General features: G+C 74.8%; 19 protein-coding genes. 3 read left to right on the top strand and 16 right to left on the bottom strand.

Annotated elements, in window-relative coordinates:
• Positions 1-33: 33 nt before the first annotated feature.
• Both ACIRBX_RS17015 and ACIRBX_RS17010 read left to right on the top strand, forming a co-directional pair.
• The gene (locus tag ACIRBX_RS17015; protein WP_402297426.1) at positions 34-1107 is read left to right on the top strand and encodes an ABC transporter permease; all 1074 of its coding nucleotides are present in this window, start codon (positions 34-36) and stop codon (positions 1105-1107) included.
• On the top strand, positions 1104-1817 hold the full coding sequence (locus tag ACIRBX_RS17010) for an ABC transporter ATP-binding protein (protein WP_402297425.1): 714 nt from the start codon (positions 1104-1106) through the stop codon (positions 1815-1817). Before ACIRBX_RS17015 ends, ACIRBX_RS17010 begins: the two co-directional genes overlap by 4 nt.
• Before the next feature lie 369 nt (positions 1818-2186).
• On the opposite strand, the gene ACIRBX_RS17005 is transcribed toward ACIRBX_RS17010, so the two are convergent.
• Positions 2187-2990: an NAD(P)-dependent oxidoreductase gene (locus ACIRBX_RS17005; RefSeq protein ID WP_402297423.1), complete on the bottom strand. Its 804-nt coding sequence runs from the start codon at positions 2988-2990 to the stop codon at positions 2187-2189.
• 65 nt (positions 2991-3055) lie between these two features.
• Between ACIRBX_RS17005 and ACIRBX_RS17000 the strand changes: the two genes are divergently transcribed.
• A complete protein-coding gene (locus ACIRBX_RS17000; RefSeq protein WP_402297421.1) occupies positions 3056-3967 on the top strand; it encodes a LysR family transcriptional regulator in 912 nt (303 codons plus the stop codon).
• A 26-nt stretch (positions 3968-3993) separates the two neighbouring features.
• Here the strand turns inward: ACIRBX_RS17000 and ACIRBX_RS16995 are convergent, their stop codons facing one another.
• The 15 genes from ACIRBX_RS16995 to ACIRBX_RS16925 form a co-directional block, all read right to left on the bottom strand.
• The gene (locus ACIRBX_RS16995; RefSeq protein ID WP_402297420.1) at positions 3994-4560 is read right to left on the bottom strand and encodes a Uma2 family endonuclease; all 567 of its coding nucleotides are present in this window, start codon (positions 4558-4560) and stop codon (positions 3994-3996) included.
• A gap of 60 nt (positions 4561-4620) precedes the next feature.
• On the bottom strand, positions 4621-5328 hold the full coding sequence (locus ACIRBX_RS16990; protein ID WP_402297418.1) for a GntR family transcriptional regulator: 708 nt from the start codon (positions 5326-5328) through the stop codon (positions 4621-4623).
• A 66-nt stretch (positions 5329-5394) separates the two neighbouring features.
• A complete protein-coding gene (locus ACIRBX_RS16985; protein ID WP_402297417.1) occupies positions 5395-6300 on the bottom strand; it encodes an ornithine cyclodeaminase family protein in 906 nt (301 codons plus the stop codon).
• Positions 6300-7331, bottom strand: coding sequence for a proline racemase family protein (locus tag ACIRBX_RS16980; protein ID WP_402297415.1), 1032 nt, complete (start codon positions 7329-7331; stop codon positions 6300-6302). Before ACIRBX_RS16980 ends, ACIRBX_RS16985 begins: the two co-directional genes overlap by 1 nt.
• On the bottom strand, positions 7328-8698 hold the full coding sequence (locus ACIRBX_RS16975) for an aldehyde dehydrogenase family protein (RefSeq protein ID WP_402297414.1): 1371 nt from the start codon (positions 8696-8698) through the stop codon (positions 7328-7330). Before ACIRBX_RS16975 ends, ACIRBX_RS16980 begins: the two co-directional genes overlap by 4 nt.
• A gap of 104 nt (positions 8699-8802) precedes the next feature.
• Entirely contained in the window at positions 8803-9804 is a 1002-nt protein-coding gene (locus ACIRBX_RS16970; RefSeq protein ID WP_402297413.1) for a proline racemase family protein, read from the bottom strand.
• A 77-nt stretch (positions 9805-9881) separates the two neighbouring features.
• Positions 9882-10745, bottom strand: a complete 864-nt coding sequence (locus ACIRBX_RS16965; RefSeq protein WP_402297641.1) for a dihydrodipicolinate synthase family protein — start codon at positions 10743-10745, stop codon at positions 9882-9884.
• Positions 10746-10925: 180 nt separating this feature from the next.
• Positions 10926-12326 carry an NAD(P)/FAD-dependent oxidoreductase gene (locus ACIRBX_RS16960; RefSeq protein ID WP_402297412.1) on the bottom strand — a complete coding sequence of 467 codons (1401 nt, stop codon included), beginning with the start codon at positions 12324-12326 and terminating at the stop codon, positions 10926-10928.
• Positions 12307-12624 (bottom strand): (2Fe-2S)-binding protein, encoded by a 318-nt coding sequence (locus ACIRBX_RS16955; RefSeq protein WP_402297410.1) that lies wholly within the window; start codon positions 12622-12624, stop codon positions 12307-12309. Before ACIRBX_RS16955 ends, ACIRBX_RS16960 begins: the two co-directional genes overlap by 20 nt.
• On the bottom strand, positions 12621-13778 hold the full coding sequence (locus tag ACIRBX_RS16950; protein ID WP_402297409.1) for an NAD(P)/FAD-dependent oxidoreductase: 1158 nt from the start codon (positions 13776-13778) through the stop codon (positions 12621-12623). Before ACIRBX_RS16950 ends, ACIRBX_RS16955 begins: the two co-directional genes overlap by 4 nt.
• Positions 13779-13907: 129 nt before the next feature.
• Entirely contained in the window at positions 13908-14852 is a 945-nt protein-coding gene (gene tatC, locus ACIRBX_RS16945; protein WP_402297407.1) for a twin-arginine translocase subunit TatC, read from the bottom strand.
• Positions 14849-15118 carry a Sec-independent protein translocase subunit TatA gene (gene tatA, locus ACIRBX_RS16940; RefSeq protein ID WP_402297405.1) on the bottom strand — a complete coding sequence of 90 codons (270 nt, stop codon included), beginning with the start codon at positions 15116-15118 and terminating at the stop codon, positions 14849-14851. The genes tatC and tatA overlap by 4 nt, the downstream gene beginning before the upstream one ends.
• A gap of 127 nt (positions 15119-15245) precedes the next feature.
• Positions 15246-15407 (bottom strand): hypothetical protein, encoded by a 162-nt coding sequence (locus ACIRBX_RS16935; protein WP_402297403.1) that lies wholly within the window; start codon positions 15405-15407, stop codon positions 15246-15248.
• Positions 15408-15431: 24 nt separating this feature from the next.
• On the bottom strand, positions 15432-15662 hold the full coding sequence (locus ACIRBX_RS16930; RefSeq protein ID WP_402297401.1) for a hypothetical protein: 231 nt from the start codon (positions 15660-15662) through the stop codon (positions 15432-15434).
• A 4-nt stretch (positions 15663-15666) separates the two neighbouring features.
• Entirely contained in the window at positions 15667-16584 is a 918-nt protein-coding gene (locus ACIRBX_RS16925; protein ID WP_402297640.1) for a helix-turn-helix transcriptional regulator, read from the bottom strand.
• Positions 16585-16595: the final 11 nt, after the last annotated feature.

The raw sequence follows: 16595 nt of genomic DNA, 5'->3' as shown, positions 1-16595 counted from the left end.
TGCAGAAGTCCGCTCCTCCCCCGAGAGGTCACCGTGTTCGTCGCACTACGGGACATCCGTTTCGCCAAGGGCCGGTTCGCCCTGATGGGCGCGGTGGTCACCCTGATAACCACCCTGGTCGTCTTCCTCTACGGCCTGACCGGCGGGCTGGCCTCCGCCGCCGCCTCGACGGTGGCCGAGCTGCCGGCCGACCGGATCGTCTTCGGCGCTCCGGCCGGGGCGGCGCCCACCGTCTCGTTCAGCAACTCCACCGTCTCGCCCGCCCAGGCCGCCGCGGTGGCCGCCGCCCCCGGGGTGAAGGCCGTGCACCCGCTGGGCATCTCGATGACCCGGCTGACCGGCAGCGCGGCCGCCGCCTCGGTGAGCGTGGTCGGGGCACCGGGCGCGCTGCTGCCGCCGCTGGAGTCCGGCGCGTACCCGACGGACGGTCAGATCGCGGTCGGCTCGGACGCCGCCGAGGAGTACCACCTGACGGTGGGCCAGCAGGTGCGGCTCGGCCCGGTCGAGGTGACCGTCTCCGGCATCACGGAGGCCCGGTCCTTCGGCCACGCCCCCACGGTGTGGACCACCGTGCCCACCTGGGAGCGGACCGGCAGCCAGGCCCAGCCGACCGCACTCGCCCTGGAGGTGGCCGGGGGCACCGACCTCTCGGCGGTGGACGCGGCCCAGGGCACCGAGACGGTCTCCCGCGCGGACGCGCTGGCCGGGATCAACGGGCACGCGGCCGAGCAGGGTTCGCTCCAGATGATCCAGGGCTTCCTGTTCGCGGTGAGCGCGCTGGTGGTCGGGGCCTTCTTCACCGTCTGGACGGTGCAGCGCAAGCCGGACATCGCGGTGCTCAAGGCGGTCGGCGCGAGCAGCGCCTACCTGGTGCGGGACGCGCTCGCGCAGGCGGCGGCCGTGCTGCTCGGCGGGGCGCTGCTGGGCGGGGTGCTCGGCGGGATCGGCGGGCTGTTCGCGGCCTCGGCGGTGCCCTTCGACGTCGGCTTCCTGAGCGTCTTCGTCCCCGTCAGCGCGATGGTGCTGCTCGGCCTGCTCGGGGCCGTGCTCGCCGTCCGCCGCATCACCTCCGTCGACCCGCTGGCCGCCCTGGGAGCCAACCGATGACCACCTCCGCCTCCCCCGCCTCCCCCGTCACCACCGTCCGGACCGGCCTCGCGCTGGAGTCCGTCACCCTCACCTACCCCGACGGCGAGGCCCGGCTGACCGCCCTGGACAACGTCTCGCTGGCCGTCGCCCCCGGTGAGTTCACCGCCATCGCAGGGCCCTCCGGCTCCGGGAAGTCCTCGCTGCTGGCGGTGGCCGCGACGCTGCTGCGGCCGGATTCGGGGCGGGTGCTGATAGACGGTCAGGAGGTCGGCGCGCTGGGCGAGAAGGCCCGGGCGGCGCTGCGCCGGGAGCGGCTGGGCATCGTCTTCCAGCAGTCCAACCTGCTGGCCTCGCTGACCGCCGTGGAGCAGCTGCTGGTGCTGGAATCCGTCCGGGGCGGGTCGGTGCGGGCCGCCCGGGCCCGAGCCGAGGCGCTGCTCGCCTCGGTCGGCCTGGACCCGGCCAAGCAGCGCCGCCGCCCGCACCAGCTCTCCGGCGGCGAGCGCCAGCGGGTGAACATCGCCCGCGCGCTGTTCGGCTCCCCCTCGGTGCTGCTGGTGGACGAACCCACCTCCGCGCTGGACCACGAACGCGGCGCCCAGATCGTCGAGTTGCTCGCCGCCGTGACCCGTGAGCACCGCACCGCGACCGTCATGGTCACCCACGACCGCGACCTGCTCGGCCGGGTCGACCGGGTCCTGGAGATGCACGACGGCCGCCTGCGCTGACACCCGCCGCCCGGCACCGGCCGCCTGCCGCGCGGCAGGCGGCGGGCCCGGCGCGGTCAGCGCGGTCAGCGCGGTCAGCGCGGTCAGCGCGGTCAGCGCGAATCATCCTGGGGCGGCTGGGTGTTGTCCAAGCCGACCAAGGGACCGGTACCCCGGCCGCCCCGCCTGGATGACGCCGACCGGCCGCACGCCGGCTGCGCCCGCATGGGCCCGGCCGTCTGCCTCGCCGTGTCGGGTGCCGATCGGCACGGCGGGCCACTCACCCCGCCGGCCTCCCGTCCGTTCACCTCGCCACTCCCGCCGGGCGGGCCCTCTCGACTCCGCCCCGTGTCGGACCGGGGGTCCGCCCGGCGGGCTCCGGCGCCCCGGCTACCGCGCCGCCGCGACGACCTCGGCACGGAGCGCGTCCACGTACCGGGCCAGGTCCCGATCGGCCAGCTCCGGGCGGGAGTTGAGCCCCTCGGCCACCGCCGCCAGTACCCGGCCGCCGTCCGCCAAGGCCACGTCCTTCGCGGCGAGCCGGACCGGGAAGTCCGCCTCAATGCTGGTGGCCCGGGCCAGCAGACCGGCCAGCGGGCCGCTCCCCAGCACCCCAGCCGTCAGCTCCGCCGGCAGCCCGTACGCGTCGGCCACCGCCAGCGCCTCGCCGACCACCGCGACTCCCCCGACGATCGCGCTGATCACCACCACCTTCAGCGCGGCCCCGCTCCCCGGCCCACCACAGGGCACCACCGTGCCGAGCGCGGCCAGCACCGGCCGGGCCCGCTCCACGTCCACCGCCGCGCCGCCCGCCAGGACGGTCAGCCCGCCGCTCGCCGCCGGGCCGACACTGCCGAGCACCGGCGCGTCCACCAGGCCGACGCCGGAAGGGAGTTGCCCCGCCAGCTCGGCCACCGCCTCGGGGCCGACCGACGACATGTCCACCCAGAGCGTGCCAGGCGTCAGCTCCCCCGCGATCCGTCCGGCCACCTCCGCCAGCGCCACCCGGTCGGCCAGCATCGTCACCACCACCCCGGCCCCGCGCACCGCTTCGACCGGGTCGTCCGTCGCGTCCAGGTCCTCCGCCCTGCCCGGGGTGCGGTTCCACACCCGGAGCTCGTGGCCAACGTCCTTGAGCCGCCTGGCCATCGGCAGGCCCATCCGGCCCAGCCCGAGGAATGCGATCTTCTCCATGGCGTCCACCGTAGGCAGCCGCCCGGCAGGCGACAAACGAATGTCCCGCATGCTATCCATGCGCGATGGACATGGCCTGGCTCGACGTCTTCCGCACCGCCGCCCGCCTCGGCTCCTTCACGGCGGCCGGCGAACGGCTGGGCTACACCCAGTCCGCGATATCCCGTCAGATCTCCTCCCTCGAAGGGGAGTTCGGCGCGCCGCTGTTCGACCGCCTGCCGCGCGGGGTCCGCCTCACCGAGCACGGCCGCACCCTGCTGCCGCACGCCGAGGCCGTCCTCGACCGGCTCGGCACCGCCCGCCGCGAGCTCACCGCCCTCACCTCACTGACCGGCGGCCACCTCCGGGTGGGCTCCTTCGACAGTGCCAACGCCGTGCTGCTCCCCACCGCCCTGGCTCGCTTCCGGGCCGCTCACCCCGCCATCGCCGTCTCGGTCACCGAGGGCCTCTCGGCCACCCTCCTGGACCACCTCCGCGACGGCCGGATCGACCTCGCGGTGGTCACCGCCTACCCCGGCCACGCCTACGACACCGACACCTTCGACCTCACCCCGCTGACCACCGACCCGGTCCTGGTCGCGCTGCCGCCCGGCCACCCCCAGGCGACCAGCGCGTCGCTGCGCCTCACCGACCTCGCCGACGCCCCGTGGATCGCCGCCGACCGCGACCCCGGCTCCACCCTCCTGGCGGCCTGCCTCCGCCAGGGCTTCCACCCCCGGATCGAGTACACCGTCGCCGAGTGGACGGCCAAACTCGGTCTGGTCGCCGCCGGCCTGGGCGTCACCCTGATCCCGTCCCTGGCCGCACCCGCAGCCCGCCCCGACCTGGCCCTGGTCCCGCTCCACCCCGACGACACCCCGATCCGCCTGCTCCACACCGCCACCCGCCGCACCCACACCGATCCCCCGGCCGTCACCGCCTTCCTGCCCCACCTGCGGGCCGCGGCCGGGAACGCCGACGGCCCGCCTCCCCACTGAGGAGACGGGCCGCGAACGACGAGGACCTACAAGACCGGGCCGAGCATCAGGTCGACGGAGAGCGTGACGGCCGCACCGACGGACGCGGGCAGCGTGACCGTCTGCCCTCGGTGCCGCACCGCGTGGACGCGGTACTCACCGTCGGACGGGTCGGTGAGCAGCACGACCTGCTCGCGCTCGCGGTCGATGATCAGGTAGACCGGGATGCCGGCTGCCGCGTAGGCCTGCGGCTTGACCGTCCGGTCGAGGGCGGGGTTGACGGAGGTGACCTCGCAGACCAGCCGGAAGCCCGAGGGCCGGTAGCAGTTGTACTCGGCGACCTCGTCCACGAGTCCGGCTTCGGCCACCGCCAGGTCCGGGACCGCGAAGTCGGCGGGCCCGCCGACGAGCCGCACGGCGAGGCGCTGCACCACCACGGTTCCGCCACCGTGCAGCCCGGCCTCGATCAGCGTCAGGGTGAGATCGGTGAGGCGTTCCGCATGGCCACCGTCCGGCAGCGGCGTCACCATGATCTGACTGTCGATCACCTCGGCCCGGAAGCCCGGCACCCGATCGGTGATCAGGTCGGCGGCCTGCAGGAGAGTCGGATCCACAGCCGCACGGTACGCCGCCGGCCCGCCTCCCGGAGGGGAGACGGGCCGGTGTCACCCGATTCAGCGAGCGCCGAGCCGCAGGGCCGGGCGCTCCTCCATGGCCTCCTCGTTCGCCGCCCAGAGCGAACGGACGTGGCCGAGGTGCTCCATCATGCAGCGCTCGGCGGCGGCGGCGTCGCCGGAGATCATCAGGTCGAGCAGGGTCAGGTGCTCCTCCGCCGAGGAGACCAGCTCGCCGCGCTGGTCGAGGCGGGTGAGGCCGTAGAGGCGGGAGCGCTTGCGGAGGTCGCCGACCACCTCGACCAGGCGGGTGTTGCCGGCCAGGCCGAGGAGCGAGAGGTGGAACTGGCGGTCCGCCTCCAGGTAGCCGATCAGGTCGTGCTTGCGGGCGGCGACCACGATGGCCTCGGCCTCCGGGCGGAGGGCCTCCAGCTGCTCGCGGGTGGCGGTGCGGGTGACCCGGCCCACCGTGGGGACCTCGATCAGGGCGCGGATCTCGGTGTAGTCGTCGAGGTCGCGCTCGGTCAGCTCGGTGACCCGGAAGCCCTTGTTGCGGACCGCCTCGACCAGGCCCTCGCGGGCCAGGTCGAGCATCGCCTCCCGGACGGGGGTGGCGGAGACGCCGAAGTCGGCGGCGAGCGCGGGGGCCGAGTAGACGACTCCGGGACGGAGCTCGCCCGAGATCAGGGCCGCACGCAGGGCGTGGGCGACCTGGTCGCGCAGGCGCTCCTGGACGGAGATGAGTGCGCGGGGCTTGAGGTCCGCCATGGTGTTCCTCCGGTGGGGGCTGAGCAGGACACCATTGTACAATGTCACGTTACGTTGATTTGTGAATTACTTAGGTTCGGCCGAAGCAAATTGTGCGGAGGCGACCGCCAGGTCCTCCCAGGCCATCCCGACGCTCTTGAAGAAGCGCGGCCGGTCGGTGGGGACAACTGCCTTGCCGTTCACCAGTTCTGACAGGTTAGCAAGCCGGTCGGCCGGGACAGAAGGCACCAGCAGGTCCCCGGCCTCCCGCAGCGCCACCGCCCGCGACTCCACGTACAGCGCGGATCGCTCTACCAGCACCGAATCCACCTCCCGGGCCTCCGGCTCGTGCGAGCCGACGGCGGCCACGGCGGCGTGCGCCGGGACCAGCGCGCCGTCGAAGAGCGGCTCGCGCGCCGTGGTGGCGCAGACCACCAGGTCCGCCCCGGCCACCGCCCCGGCGGTCCCGGCCGTGGCGGCCAGACCGAGCGAGGCGGCGTAGGAGACCAGCGCGGCGGTCGGCTCGGGCGAGCGCCCGACCACGGTCACCCGGCGCAGCGGGCGGATCGCCAGCAGGGCGTCCAGGTGGGCGAAGGCCTGCGGGCCGGTGCCGAACAGCACCAGGTGCGAGGCGTCCGGCTCGGCCAGCTGACGCAGCGCCAGGGCGGTGACGGCGGGGGTGCGCAGCGAGGTGAGCGCCACGCCGTCCAGCAGGGCCACCGGCTGCAGGGTCGGACCGTCCAGCAGCAGGTAGCTGCCGGTGATCCGGGGCAGTCCGCGGGCGGCGTTGCCCGGGACCACCCCGGCGATCTTCACTCCGGCGTACCGCGCCGAGGCGGCCGGCATCAGCAGCAGCTCGCCCGCCGGGACGGGGATGTTGCTGCGGGCCGGGGCCGCCTCGACGTCGAGGCCCTCCAGCAGGACGGCGGCGAGCGCGTCCACCGCCTCGGCGGGGCCGAGGGTGAGGGGGACGAACGGGAGCTGAGCGGTCATCAGAGCAGGAACCCCGTCCCGAGGGTGTCGGCCGGGTCGAGCACGAAGCGGTGCTCGCCGGTGCGGTGGGCGGAGCCGGTGACCTCGGTGATCACCCCGTCCGGGTGCTCGCCGGCCAGCCGGCCGGTGAACACCGTATCGATGATCGACTCGTGCCGCAGCTCCTGACCCGCGGTCAGCCGGCCCTCGGCGGCCAGCAGGGCGAGCCGGGCGGAGGTGCCCGAGCCGCACGGGGAGCGGTCGATCTGGCCGTCGGCGAAGACCGTGACGTTGCGCTGGTGGGGGCCGGACGGGGTGTCGGGCAGGTCCTCGTGCAGGATCACCCCGTAGACGCCGGAGAGCAGCGGGTCCGCGGCGTGCCGGGTGGCCGGGTGGTCCGCCAGGGCGGCCCGGATCTCCCGGCCGAGGGCGGTGAGCTCGGGCAGCCGGTCGGTGGTCACGGTGAGGCCGAGGTCGGCGGCCCGGACCGAGGCGTAGCAGGCGCCGGAGTGCGCGAGGTCGACGGAGACGGTGCCGCGCGAGGTCTCCACCTTGACGCCCCGGGCCGCGACGGCGGTCGGCACGTTCCGGAAGGTGATGCCGGTGGTGACGCCGCCGGAGCGGTGCACGGTGGCGGTCACCCGGCCGGAGGGCACGTCGATCCGCACCCGGGCGTCGCCGTCCTCGGGAGCCTCCACCAGGCCGGAGTCGACGGCCCAGGCACCGAGCGCGATGGTGCCGTGGCCGCAGGCGGTGGAGTAGCCGTCCTTGTGCCAGAACAGCACGCCGAAGTGCGCCTCGCTGTCGTCGGCCGGCACCACGAAGCCGCCGTACATCCCGGCGTGGCCGCGGGGCTCGCGGGTGAGCAGCTGCCGGACGGTGTCCAGCGCGCTCGGCCGGGGGTCGGTGGCGGTGCCGCCGGCCCCGAGCGCGATGGCCCGGCGCTCGGCCACCGAGTCGCCCGGGACGGCCGGCAGGCCGGCCGTGACGATCCGGAACGGCTCCCCCGCCGTGTGGTAGTCGACCGTGTCGACGGTCAGGGCGTCGCTCATCGCGCGGTCCCGGCGGGGAGCAGGGTGACGGTGCGCTGGGCGGTGAAGAAGTCGAGCACGGCCTGGCCCTGCTCGCGGGCGCCGTAGCCGGCGCCCTTGGCGCCGCTGAACGGGAGGTGGAAGTCCACGCCGCTGGAGGGGGCGTTGACCCGGACCATGCCGGCGTCCAGCCGGTCGGCGGCGGCCAGTGCGGTGTCCAGGTCGCGGCTGTGCACCGAGGTGGAGAGGCTCTGGGCGGTGTCGTTGGCCACCGCGATGGCCTCCTCCAGGTCGGCGGCGGGCAGCAGCACGGCCACCGGGCCGAAGAACTCCTCGGTGCGCAGCGGGTGTTCGGCCGGCACCTGCTCCAGCAGGGTGGGCTCGATGAACCAGCCGTCCCGGTCGATCCGGTGCCCGCCGGCCAGCGCGGTGGCACCGGCCCCGACGGCGGAGTCGATCGCGGTGGTGAGGCGCTCCAGCGCGGGCTCGTTGATGACCGGGCCGCAGACCTCGGTGATCGGCCCCGGGGCGGCGATCGCGGTGAGCGCCTCGGCCAGCGCCGCGGCCAGCGGCTCGTAGGCGTCGCCGACGGCGATCACCCGGCTGGTGGCGGTGCACTTCTGGCCCGCGTAGCCGGCGATGGCGGCGGCCAGGTGGGCGGCGGCCTGGGCGATGTCGGCGTCCGGCAGCACGATGGCGGCGTTCAGGCCGCCCATCTCGGCCTGCACCGGCACGCCGCGCCCGGTGGCGGCGGCCACCACGGCCCGGCCGACGCCGGTGGAGCCGGTGAAGGAGATCACGTCGGCGCCGGCCACCAGCGCGGCGCCCTCCTCGGCCCCGCCGGGGACGATGGTCAGCACGCCCTCGGGCAGGTCGGCCAGCTCGGCGAGGCGCAGCGCGCAGGCGGTCGCCTCGGGAGCGGGCTTGAGCACCACCGCGTTGCCGACCGCGAGGGCCGGGGCGGCCTTCCAGGTCGGGATGGCGAGCGGGAAGTTCCACGGGGTGACCAGGCCGGCCACGCCGTACGGGCGGCGGCGGGTGAGCAGCAGGCCCTCGCCGGCGGCAGGCTCGTGCACCTCGCCGGACGGGGCGAACGGCGCCTGCGCGTAGTAGCGCCAGATGGACACCGTGCGGCCGACCTCGCCGCGCGCCTCGGCGACGGGCTTGCCCACCTCACGGACGATCAGCTCGGTGAGCTCGTCGGCGTGTGCCTCGATCGCGGCGGCGGCCCTGGTCAGCGCGGCGGAGCGGCCCGCCGCACCGAGCGCCCGCCACCCGGCCTGGGCGGCCCGGGCCTTCTCGATGGCCGCCGTCACCCCGGCCGCACCGGGGCTCTCGACCTCGACCACCAGGTCGGCCGGGTCTGCGGGGTTGTACGAGGTGATCACGGGGGTGCCTTTCGGACGGCGGTCGGGCGGCTTGACGGTGGGTCAGGAGGCCGGGGCGGGAGCGGCCGGCGCGGACGGACGCCGGGCCGCCCCGCCCGGCGCGGTCAGAGCAGGAAGCCCGCGGGGAACGGGTCGCTCGGGTCGAGGAAGTACTGCGCGGTGCCGGTGACCCAGGCCCGGCCGGTGACGGTCGGGACCACGGCCGGGCGGCCGGCCACCGTGGTCTCCTCCACCAGGCGGCCGGTGAAGGTGGTGCCGATGAAGGAGTCGTTGCGGAAGTCCCGGCCGAGCGGGAGCTCGCCGCGGGCGTGCAGCTGGGCCATCCGGGCCGAGGTGCCGGTGCCGCAGGGCGAGCGGTCGAACCAGCCCGGGTGGATGGCCATCGCGTGCTGCGAGTGCTCGGCGGTCGAGCCGGGCGCCAGCAGCTGCACGTGGTGGCAGCTGTGGATGGACGGGTCCTCCGGGTGCACCGGGCGGTCGGCCGCGTTGATGGCGTCCATCATGGCGAGGCCCGCGTCCAGGATCTCCTGCTTGCGCTCGCGCTCGAACGGGATGCCGAACTCGGCCAGCGGCAGGATGGCGTAGAAGTTGCCGCCGTAGGCCAGGTCGTAGGAGACCGCGCCGTAGCCGGGGACCTCGATCTTCTGGTCCAGGGCGACGGAGTAGGAGGGCACGTTCCGGATGGTCACGGCCTTGGCCGCGCCGTCCTGGACGTGCACGTCGGCGATCACCAGGCCGGCCGGGGTGTCCAGCCGGACGGTGGTGACCGGCTCGACCACCGGGACCATGCCGGTCTCGACCAGCACGGTGGCCACGCCGATGGTGCCGTGCCCGCACATCGGCAGCAGGCCGGAGACCTCGATGTAGAGCACGCCGAAGTCGGCGTCCGGCCGGGTCGGCGGCTGGAGGATCGCACCGCTCATCGCCGCGTGGCCGCGGGGCTCGTACATCAGCAGGGTGCGGAAGTCGTCCAGGTGCTGCTGGAAGTGCACCCGGCGTTCGGCCATGGTGGCCCCGGGGATGGTGCCGAAGCCGCCGGTGATGACCCGGGTCGGCATGCCCTCGGTGTGCGAGTCCACGGCGTGGAACACGTGACGGCTGCGCATGGGGGAATCTCCTCGGGGAGAGAGGGCCGGCTGCCGCCGCAGCCGGCCTCTGGTCACTTCTCGGGCTTGACGCTACGTCAGACCAGGCCGGCCGCGATGGCCTTCTCGGTCGCGGTGCGGACGGCCGCCTCGATCTCCGGGGAGAGCGGGAAGCGCGGCGGGCGGACCGGACCGCCCGGGCGGCCGGCGATGTCCATCGAGAGCTTGATGGCCTGGACGAACTCGGTCTTGGAGTCCCAGCGCAGCAGCGAGTGCAGCGAGCGGTACAGCGGGACGGCGGTCTCCAGGTCACCCGAGACGGCGGCGTGGAACAGCTTGGCGCTGGCCTCCGGCAGGGCGTTCGGGTAGCCGGCGATCCAGCCGACCGCGCCAGCCAGGGCCAGCTCCAGCAGCACGTCGTCGGCGCCGATCAGCAGGTCGAGGCCCGGGGCCAGCTCGGCGATCTCGTAGGCCCGGCGGACGTCGCCGCTGAACTCCTTGACGGCGACGATGCTGCCGTCCCGGTGGATGTCGGCGAGCAGCGAGGGGACCAGGTCCACCTTGGTGTCGATCGGGTTGTTGTACGCCACGATCGGCAGGCCGGCCTTGGCCACCTCGGCGTAGTGCGCGCGGACCGTCGCGGCGTCGGCGCGGTAGGCGTTCGGCGGGAGCAGCAGGACGGAGCCGGCGCCGGCCTCGGCGGCCTGCTCGGCCCAGCGGCGGGACTCGGCGGAGCCGTAGGCCGCGACGCCCGGCATGACGCGGGAGCCGTCACCGGCCGCCTCGACGGCGGTGGTGACCACGCGGGCCCGCTCCTCGGCGGTGAGGACCTGGTACTCGCCCAGCGAGCCGTTCGGGACCACGCCGTCGCAGCCGTTGGCGATCAGCCACTGGACGTGCTCGCCGTAGGCGTCGTAGTCGACCGAGAGGTCGTCACGCAGCGGGAGCGTGGTGGCGACCATGATGCCGCGCCAGGGACGGGTGGGCTCGTGCGTTGCGGACACTTGGGGGTCTCCTTGAGTGGTGAGGTGTGACATTTTATTAGAGCGATCGGTGAACCACAAGGGTGTGGACCACCTGAGGGGATGTCAGGGGCGCGGAGCGGCGCACTCCACCGCGGAGTGCGCCGCGTCCGGGCGCGGTCAGCGCGGCTCGCCGTCGGCGAGCTGGGCCAGCGGGACGGGGCAGGCCAGCGGGCGGGAGTCGGGCCGCAGCTCCGGGGCACCGGAGAGGCAGGCCACCGCCGGGCCGCACATCCGGCCCTGGCACCAGCCCATCCCGGCCCGGGTGAGCAGCTTGACGGTCCGTGGGTCGGCGGCGCCGAGCTCGTCCACCGCGGCCCGGATCGCCCCGGCCGGGACCTCCTCGCAGCGGCAGACGTCGGTGTCCTCGCGCAGCCAGTCGGTCCAGCCCGGGCCGGGACGGTGCGCGGCGGCCATCAGGCCGGCGAACGCCCGGCGGCGCTCCCGGCGGGCCCGCAGCGAGGCCGGCACCGGGGCCCCGGCGATCACCCGGGCGGCCAGCGCGCCCTCCGCGATCGCCAGGTCGGCGCCGCCGACCCCGCAGGTCTCGCCGGCCGCCCACAGACCCGGCAGCGAGGTGCGCAGCTCGTCGTCGACCGCCAGCGCGACGGTGTCGTCGGCGGTGGTGACGGTCCGCGCGCCGAGCTCGGTGGCCAGCTCGATCTGCGGCAGCAGGCCGTGCCCGATCGCCACCGCGTCGCACTCGATCCGCCGCTCGGTGCCGGGCACCGGGCGCCACCCGGCGTCCAGCCGCGCCACCGTCACGGCGGTCACCCGGTCGGTGCCGTGCGCCTCGACCACCGCGCTGGAGCGGCGCAGCCGGACCTTGCCGCGCAGCAGCCTGGTGCCGTGCTCGGCGCCCTCGACCAGCTTGGCCGGGTTGGCCGCCAGGGTGGTCAGGCCCCGGGCGTAGCCCAGGTAGTTCGACGCCTCGACCACGGCGGGCACGGTGGCCCCGGCCGAGACCAGCGAGGAGGCGGCGGCCAGCAGCAGCGGGCCGCTGCCCGCCACCACGATCCGGCGGCCGGGCAGCACCAGGCCGGCCTTGAGCATGGCCTGCGCGCCGCCGGCCGTCACCACGCCGGGCAGCGTCCAGCCGGGGAACGGCAGTTGGCGCTCGTAGGCACCGGTGGCCAGCAGCACCGAGGTGGCCTCGACCCGCACCGCCTCGCCGCCGTGCAGCGCGTGCAGGCGCCAGGGCCGCTCGGCGGTGCCGGCCTCAGCGGTCCACACCTGGTGCTCCGTCAGGTGGTGCACGGTGCTCGCCGCCAGCCTGTCCCGCAGCGCGGCGAAGGCGGCCCAGCCGTGGTGCAGCTTCTCCGGACGGGTGGCGCCCAGGGCCGGCGCGGGGTGGCGGTAGTACTGACCGCCGGGGCGCGGCCCGGCGTCCAGCAGGACGCAGCGCAGGCCGAAGGCGGCGGCGGTGACGGCGGCGGCCAGCCCGGCCGGGCCGGCCCCGATCACGGCCAGGTCGTAGGGCTCCTCGGACGGGCCCCGCAGGTCAGACGGCGAGGTCGGCACGGCCGTGGCCCTCCTGGGTGGTGACGGTGGTGCCGGGGTCGGCCGGGATCAGGCAGGTGCGCTGGTTCGGCGCGCCGTCCACGGTGGCCAGGCAGTCGTAGCAGGCCCCGATGCCGCAGAACGCGCCGCGCGGGCGTCCGTTCACCCGGGTGGTGCGCCAGGCCAGGATGCCGTTGGCCCAGAGCGCGGCGGCGATGGTCTGGCCGGGCAGCACCGGGATCGGGCGGCCGTCGAAGTCGATGGTGTGCCCCGGCTGGGGCAGGGCGCCGACCAGCTCGGCGGGGGTGCGGGCGCTCACGCGGCTCCTCCAGGGTGCGGGAAGCGGTCGGCTCGGAACGGGGTGAGGTCGAGCCCGGGGGTCTGCCCGGTGAGCTGACCGGTGATCAGCTCACCGGTGGCGGGGGCCAGGCCGATGCCCGCGCCCTCGTGGCCGCAGGCGTGGTAGAGGCCCGGCACCCGGGGGTCCGCGCCGATGGCCGGCAGGTGGTCCGGCAGGTACGGGCGGAAGCCCCGGTAGGCGCGCTGCACCTGGACGGTGCGCAGCACCGGGAAGAGCCGGGCGGCGTTGGCCGCCAGGCGCTGGAGCACCTCGACCGAGAGGGTGCGGTCGAAGCCGACCCGCTCCCGGCTGGCGCCGATCAGCACCGGCCCGGCCGGGGTGCCCTCGACCACGGCCGAGGTCTGCAGCGCGGCCGAGCCGCTCGCCACGTCGGCCACGTAGTCGGCGGCGTAGACCTTGTGCCGGACGATCCTCGGCAGCGGTTCGGTGACCAGCACGAAGCCGCGCCGGGGCAGCACCGGGAGCTCGACGCCAGCCATCGCGGCCAGCTCGCCGCCCCAGGTGCCGGCCGCGTTGATCACCGCCGGAGCGTCGATCCGCCCCTGATCGGTCGTCACCCCGAGCACCTCCCCCGAGGGCGAGGTGCGGATGCCGGTGACCGTCTCGCCGAGCCGCAGGCGCGCGCCGGAGGCCCGCAGCAGGTGAGCGGCGGCCAGCGCGGGCTGGACCTGCGCGTCCTGCGGGTAGAGGAAGCCGCCGCCCAGCCCGGCGGCCAGGTGCGGTTCCAGCTCGGCGAGACGGTCACCGGAGATCTCGGCGGACTCCACGCCGGACTTGGTCTGTCCGGCGGCGAAGCTCCGCAGCGCGTCCATGCCGGCCTCGGAGGAGGCGACCACCAGGCCGCCCTTGGGCTCGTACTCGATCCGCTCGCCGAGCTCCTCGGCCAGGGCGCGCCACAGGCCGGTGGAGTACAGCGCGAGGTCGAGCTCGGGGCCCGGCTCCTTGTCGGAGACCAGCAGGTTCCCCTCGCCGGCACCGGTCGTGCCGCCGGCCACCGGGCCGCGGTCGACGACGGTGACGCTCAGGCCTGCTCGGGCCGCGTAGTAGGCGCAGGCGGCGCCGACCACACCGGCGCCGACCACCAGGACATCGGGGAGGGATCTCGTGGACACGCCAGTAATATGTCACATGGTTTTCGTGCTGCCAAGGCCGCCCGCACGACCGAACGGCCCCGGTCCGCTGGAAGAACCAGCAGGCCGGGGCCGTTCGGGCGAGTTGACGGTGGGTCAGCTCGGACTGTGTCAGGTGATGTCGTCCAGCTGCTCCCGGCGGGCGGCCGGCACGGCGGACGGCAGCTCGGGCGCGGCGGAGGCGGTGACGGCCTCGGCGTCCTCGACCGAATCCACCGAGAGGTCGAGGTGCGAGGCCTCCTCGTCGTCCAGGTCCGCATCCGGATTGTTGCGCAGCTTGCGCCGGTCGTTCATCAGCGCCACGCCGACCGCGACGAAGTACAGCGCGATGATCGGCAGGGCCAGCAGGATCATGCTCACCGGGTCGGCCGAGGGGGTGGCGAAGGCGGCGAAGACGGTGATCGCCATCACCATGCCGCGCCACCAGCCGAGCAGCCGCTTGCCGGTGAGGATGCCGACGAAGTTCAGCATCACCAACAGCAGCGGGAACTCGAAGCCCAGGCCGAAGACCAGCACCATCCTGGTCACCACGTCGAGGTAGTCCTCGACCGTGAGGATCGAGGTGACGTCGGTGCCGGCGAAGTGGATCAGCATCGCCGCCGTCATCGGCATGATCAGGTAGGCGAAGGCGGCACCGGCCAGGAACAGCGGGATGCCGAAGCCCATGAAGGCCACCGTGTAGCGGCGCTCGCTCTTGTGCAGGCCGGGCGCCACGAAGCGCCAGAGCTGGAACAGCCAGACCGGGGTGGCCGCGACCACGCCACCGGTCAGCGCCACCTTGAGCACCACGGTGAAGGCGGTCATCAGGCCGATGTTCGCCACCAGGGCGCACTTGTTCTCACCGGGCGGCGGCTTGTTGTCCGGGCCGCAGGCGGGCAGCGGGGCGATCAGGAAGTCGATCACCGGGCGGTAGAAGACCGCGATCACGACGGTGAACAGCAGGATCGCCAGGATCGACTTGACCAGGCGGTTGCGGAGCTCGCGCAGGTGCTCCGCCAGGGCCATCCGGCCCTCGGGGTCCTTGGCCGGCTTGACGGCCTTCTCGCTCTTGCTCAAGCCCGGTCCCCGCCCCGTGCGGTCTCACCGGGGGCGGACTTGACGACCCGGGCCGGCTCCACCGGCTCGATCGGCTCGGCGGCGCCCTCCTTGGCGGCGGCCACCGTGCGGTCCTTGAGGGACTTGCCCTCCTCCTTGAGCGCCTTGCCCTCCGCCTTCAGGATGCGCGCGGACTTGCCGAGCGACCGGGCGAGGTCGGGCAGCCGCTTCGCGCCGAACAGCAGCAGGGCGAGGACGACGATGATGAGGATCGTGCCGATCCGCATGTGCGACCACCTTTCTCCCAGGGGCAGCACTCCCCCGCTCCCGGCGATGGTAGCCCCTGCGGGTGAAGCTGCGACAACGTCCGGATGCTACCTGGCCTCGGGGAACGGGCACCGCGACGGCCCCCGGTCACCCCGTCAGCCGCTCGGCCGCCTCGGTCACCGCCCGGGAGGCCGTCCCGACCTCCCGGGCCAGCGCCCGGACGTCCAGCCAGAGCCGGGCGGCCAGCACCCCGAGCACCAGCAGTCCGGCGGTGGACAGCAGGACGGCGGCGACGACGGTCCAGGGCACTGGCTTCTCCTAGCTGGGTGGTGCTCAGTCGACCGGCAGCAGGCGCATGGTGCTGACCCCGGCCCTGGTCAGCGCCTCGACGATGGACTCGCCGGCGGTCTTGCGGACCGCCCGTCCGCACGCCGGACAGCTGAAACTGTAGAACGTGCGCTCCCGGCTGGCGCCCAGCGCCAGCCGGAAGTCCTCGGCCGGCAGCTCCACCTTCTCCCGGCAGTGCGAGCAGTAGACCTTGAACCTGGTGCCCCCGGCGGTCATCGGCTCAGTCCCCGTACCCCTGGAGCGCCTCCAGCGCGGCGGCCCGCGCCGAGGCGGCGAGCTCCGGCGGCGAGACGATCCGGCCGTCCCGGCCCAGCCGCAGGGCCAGCGGGCGCAGGCCCGCCGGGTCCGCGCTGCGCAGGGTGATCCGCAGTCCGCCGTCGGGCAGTTCCTCGGCCGCGTCGTGGGTGTAGTACTCGGCCACCCAGCGACCGCCGGGGCCGACCTCGACCACCACCTCCGGATCGGAGGCGGCCGGGGTGACCAGCCCGGCGGACAGGTCGCGCGGCTCCAGCCGGGGCGGGTCGGCCGGCTCGTCCAGCACCTTGATCTCGGCCACCCGGTCGAGCCGGAAGACCCGCCGGTCCTCCGAGGTGCGGCACCAGCCCTCCAGGTAGGTGTGCCCCTCGGTGACCAGCCGGATCGGGTCGACCAGACGCTCCGTCATGCCGCCGCGCCCGTGCGACCAGTAGCGCAGCCAGATCAGCCGGCCCTCGCTCAGCGCCCGGTCGATGTCGGCGAAGACCTGGCCCTCGGCCTCGAAGGTGACCCCGACCCGGGCCGAGGACTCGGCGCTGTCGCCGGCCGCGTCCTCGATCTTGGCCACCGCCCGGGTCAGCGCCTGCCGGTCCCGCTCGCGCAGGCCGGGCAGCCCCGCCACCGCGCGGGCGGCCACCAGCAGCGCGGTGGCCTCGTCGGCGGCGAGGCGCAGCGGCTGGGCCACGTCGTCGACGTTGTGCCACCAGATCCGCTCGCCGTCGGTGTCGATGTCGAGCAGGTCACCGCCCCGGAAGCTGGTGCCGCACATCGGCAGCACGTTCAGGTCGTTGATCAGCTCGCGCTCGGTGATGCCGAACGCCCGGGCCACCTCGGCCACCTCGGCGCCGGGCCGCTCGCGCAGGTAGGTGACCAGCGACAGCATCCGCCGGGTCT

The sequence above is a fragment of the Kitasatospora sp. NPDC096147 genome (assembly GCF_044763225.1).
Lineage (GTDB): Bacteria > Actinomycetota > Actinomycetes > Streptomycetales > Streptomycetaceae > Kitasatospora.
The sequence above is the reverse complement of the archived record's forward strand: the minus strand, read 5'-3'. Positions and strand labels throughout refer to the sequence as shown.

Excerpts from the sequence above, each read along its gene's own strand:
- ACIRBX_RS16985 (WP_402297417.1), bottom strand. The coding sequence starts at position 6,300 with ATGACCGCTCAGCTCCCGTTCGTCCCCCTCACCCTCGGCCCCGCCGAG.
- ACIRBX_RS17010 (WP_402297425.1), top strand. The coding sequence starts at position 1,104 with ATGACCACCTCCGCCTCCCCCGCCTCCCCCGTCACCACCGTCCGGACC.
- ACIRBX_RS17000 (WP_402297421.1), top strand. The coding sequence starts at position 3,056 with ATGGACATGGCCTGGCTCGACGTCTTCCGCACCGCCGCCCGCCTCGGC.
- ACIRBX_RS16965 (WP_402297641.1), bottom strand. The coding sequence starts at position 10,745 with ATGGTCGCCACCACGCTCCCGCTGCGTGACGACCTCTCGGTCGACTAC.
- ACIRBX_RS16970 (WP_402297413.1), bottom strand. The coding sequence starts at position 9,804 with ATGCGCAGCCGTCACGTGTTCCACGCCGTGGACTCGCACACCGAGGGC.
- tatA (WP_402297405.1), bottom strand. The coding sequence starts at position 15,118 with ATGCGGATCGGCACGATCCTCATCATCGTCGTCCTCGCCCTGCTGCTG.
- ACIRBX_RS16930 (WP_402297401.1), bottom strand. The coding sequence starts at position 15,662 with ATGACCGCCGGGGGCACCAGGTTCAAGGTCTACTGCTCGCACTGCCGG.
- ACIRBX_RS16980 (WP_402297415.1), bottom strand. The coding sequence starts at position 7,331 with ATGAGCGACGCCCTGACCGTCGACACGGTCGACTACCACACGGCGGGG.
- ACIRBX_RS16990 (WP_402297418.1), bottom strand. The coding sequence starts at position 5,328 with ATGGCGGACCTCAAGCCCCGCGCACTCATCTCCGTCCAGGAGCGCCTG.
- ACIRBX_RS17005 (WP_402297423.1), bottom strand. The coding sequence starts at position 2,990 with ATGGAGAAGATCGCATTCCTCGGGCTGGGCCGGATGGGCCTGCCGATG.
- ACIRBX_RS16925 (WP_402297640.1), bottom strand. The coding sequence starts at position 16,584 with ATGCTGTCGCTGGTCACCTACCTGCGCGAGCGGCCCGGCGCCGAGGTG.